The organism is Brooklawnia sp., from assembly GCF_049651565.1.
Lineage (GTDB): Bacteria > Actinomycetota > Actinomycetes > Propionibacteriales > Propionibacteriaceae > Brooklawnia.
In genome coordinates this window covers 1-3,357 of the sequence record NZ_JBASCI010000100.1, presented here as the reverse complement: position 1 = coordinate 3,357, position 3,357 = coordinate 1, and the positions used below count along the sequence as shown (strand labels likewise).

Annotated in this window: 3 protein-coding genes; 2 read left to right on the top strand and 1 reads right to left on the bottom strand. The window is 68.4% G+C overall.

The annotated features are described in order from the left end of the window. Positions 1 to 82: 82 nt before the first annotated feature. Positions 83 to 1,093, bottom strand: coding sequence for an aldo/keto reductase family protein (locus WBL05_RS04640; RefSeq protein WP_424224063.1), 1,011 nt, complete (start codon positions 1,091 to 1,093; stop codon positions 83 to 85). An 18-nt stretch (positions 1,094 to 1,111) separates the two neighbouring features. Between WBL05_RS04640 and hisF the strand changes: the two genes are divergently transcribed. Beyond that, positions 1,112 to 1,879: an imidazole glycerol phosphate synthase subunit HisF gene (gene hisF / locus WBL05_RS04635; RefSeq protein ID WP_424224062.1), complete on the top strand. Its 768-nt coding sequence runs from the start codon at positions 1,112 to 1,114 to the stop codon at positions 1,877 to 1,879. Positions 1,880 to 2,071: 192 nt separating this feature from the next. Continuing rightward, the coding region (gene ilvB, locus WBL05_RS04630; RefSeq protein ID WP_424224061.1) for a biosynthetic-type acetolactate synthase large subunit at positions 2,072 to 3,357 on the top strand (1,286 nt) is incomplete at its 3' end.

The following is a 3,357-nucleotide window of genomic DNA, read 5'->3' as shown; positions in this document are numbered from 1 at the left end:
GCGGCAGGCAGGACCAGGGCGGCAGGCAGGACCAGGGCGGCAGGAAGGAGTGGGCGGCCGGCAGTGCCGGACGACCACCGCACTAGCAGGGGCGCTGCTGAGGTGCCCGCTTGGCAGTCAACGCCGGGTCGCGCACCACCGAGTCGCCGAGCACCTGATCGACCCGGGCCATCAGCTCGGCCGGGATCCGCACTCCGGCAGCCGCAGCGTTACTGGTGATCTGCTCCGGGCGGCTGGCCCCGACCAGTGCGGCGGACACGTTGTCGTTCTGCAGCACCCAGGCGATCGCGAACTGGGCCATCGTCAGCCCCAGCTCGGCAGCCATCGGCTTCAGCAGTTGCACCCGTTCCAGGGTCTGCTGCTCGGAGGCGATCCGCTCGGCCAGGTTGGCGCCCACCCGGGACGCCGCCCTCGACCCGGCCGGCAAGTCCTGCCCGGGCAGGTACTTCCCGGACAAGATGCCCTGCGCGATCGGCGACCAGACGATCTGCGAAATCCCAAGCTCCCGACACGTCGGCACGACCTCGCCCTCGATGACCCGCCACAGCATGTTGTACTGCGGCTGGTTGCTGATCAGCGGCACGTGCAGCTCATCCGCAAGCGCCTTTGCGGCCCGGATCTGGTCGGCGGTCCACTCGCTGACCCCGATGTACAGCGCCTTGCCCTGCCGCACGATGTCGGCGAAGGCGAGCATGGTCTCGGCCAGCGGAGTCTCGGTGTCGTACCGGTGGGCCTGGTAGAGGTCGACGTAGTCGGTGCCGAGTCGCTTCAGCGAGCCGTTGATCGATTCCATCACGTGCTTGCGCGACAACCCGCAGTCGTTCGGCCCCTTCGGTCCGGTCGGCCAGTACACCTTGGTGAAGATCTCGACAGACTCGCGGCGCTGCCCGGCCAACGCCTCGCCCAGCACTACCTCAGCAGCGGCGTCGGCGTAGGCGTCCGCGGTGTCGAAGGTGGTGATGCCGGCATCCAGCGCCGCATGTACGCAAGCCACGGCCACATCCGAGTCGATCTGGCTGGCGTGGGTGAGCCAATTGCCGTAGCTGATCTCGCTGATCTTCAGGCCTGAACCGCCCAGATACCGGAACTCCATACCGGCTACGCTAATCCAATGACTGTCGCCATTCGTGTGATCCCGTGCCTTGACGTGACCGACGGCCGTGTGGTCAAGGGCGTCAACTTCACCGATCTCCGCGACGCCGGCGACCCGGTCGAACTGGCTGCCCGCTACAACGACCAGGGCGCCGACGAGGTCACCTTCCTCGACATCTCCGCCTCCGCGCGCGGCCGTGAGACCACCCGCGAGGTCGTCACCCGGTGCGCCGAAACCGTCTTCATCCCGCTCACCGTCGGTGGGGGAGTGCGCTCGGTCGAAGACGTGGACGCGCTGCTGCGCTGCGGAGCCGACAAGGTCAGCATCAACACCGGCGCGATCGCGCGTCCCGACGTGCTGGACGAGATCAGCTCCAGGTTCGGCAACCAGGTGCTGGTGCTCAGCGTGGACGCCCGCCGCGAGCCCGGCATGCCGTCCGGCTACGGGGTGACCACCCACGGCGGCCAGCGGTCGGCCGGCCTGGACGCCATCGAGTGGGCTCGTCAGGGGGTCGGCCGAGGCGTCGGCGAGGTGCTGCTCAACTCGATGGACCGCGACGGAACCACCGATGGCTTCGACCTTCCGATGCTGGAGGCGGTCCGCGCCGCCATCGACGTGCCACTGATCGCGTCCGGCGGCGCGGGTACCGCCGAGCACTTCGTCCAGGCCGCCCAGGCGGGCGCGGACGCGGTGTTGGCGGCCAGCGTCTTCCACTTCCGCACCCTCACCGTGGGCGACGTCAAGCAGGCGCTGGCGGACGCCGGGTTCTGCGTCCGACTCGACTGAGTCCGGGATTCGAGACCTGCTTGGTCAATTCATGGTCGCGTGCCATGATTGCCACGTGTTCAGCCGACAGGAGCTCGTAATTCGCTAGCGCTTCGTCCTTCAGACGGAGCGCTCCCTCGCCTGCCATCAGTGGCAGCGGGGGTTTTTTATTGCAGCGAACCTGTCACCCACCACACAGAAAGGATCCGCCCGATGGCCAAGCAGTCAACCGACTTGCCCATCCTCACCGGCGCCCAGGCGCTCGTCACGTCGCTGGAGCGGTGCGGCGTAGAGGTTGCCTTCGGCATTCCCGGCGGAGCCATTCTGCCGGCCTACGACCCGCTGTACGACTCCTCGATCCGGCACATCCTGGTGCGCCACGAGCAGGGCGCCGGCCACGCCGCCGAGGGCTACGCGATGGCGACCGGACGCGTCGGGGTGTGCATCGCCACCTCCGGCCCCGGTGCCACCAACCTGGTTACCCCCATCGCCGACGCCTACCTGGACTCGGTGCCGATCGTGGCGATCACCGGTCAGGTCAACTCCAGCTACATCGGCACCGACGCCTTCCAGGAAGCCGACATCCGCGGCATCACGATGCCGATCACCAAGCACAACTTCCTGGTCAAGCGCACCGAGGACATCCCGGAGGCGATCAAGGCCGCCTTCCACATCGCCTCGACCGGGCGTCCCGGCCCGGTGCTGGTCGACGTGGCCAAGGACGCCCTGACCAACAGCGCCCCGTTCGACTTCGAGGACGAACTGGTGCTGCCCGGTTACAAGCCGACCTCGCAGCCGCACTTCCGGCAGATCCAGGAGGCGGCGCGGGTGATCTGCAGGGCCAAGCGTCCGGTGCTCTACGTCGGCGGCGGCGTGATCAAGGCTCGTGCCTGGCAGGAGCTGGCCGACCTGGTCGCCCGCACCGACATTCCGGTCGTCACCACGCTGATGGCCCGCGGCGCCCTGCCCGACGCGCACCCGATGAACATGGGCATGCCGGGCATGCACGGCTCGGTCTCGGCGGTCGGTGCGTTGCAGAAGGCTGACCTGCTGATCGCGGTCGGAACCCGCTTCGACGACCGGGTCACCGGCAGGCTGGACTCGTTCGCCCCGGAGGCCAGGATCATCCACGCCGACATCGACCCCGCCGAGATCGGCAAGAACAGGGTCGTCGACGTGCCGGTGGTGGGGGACGCGAAGGCGTTCCTGGGTGGCTTGATCGAGGCGTTGCGGCATGAGCACGTTCCCGACTACTCGGAGTGGACGCAGTACCTGTGCGGGCTGAAGGAGCGCTACCCGGTCGGCTGGACCGAACCCGAGGACGGCATGCTGAGCCCGCAGCACGTGGTGCAGCGGATCGGCGAGATAGTCGGCCCCGACGCCATCTACGTCACCGGCGTCGGCCAGCACCAGATGTGGGCCGCGCACTTCCTGCCGCACGCGCGGCCGGCCAAGTGGCTCACCTCGGGTGGTGCGGGAACCATGGGGTACTGCGTGCC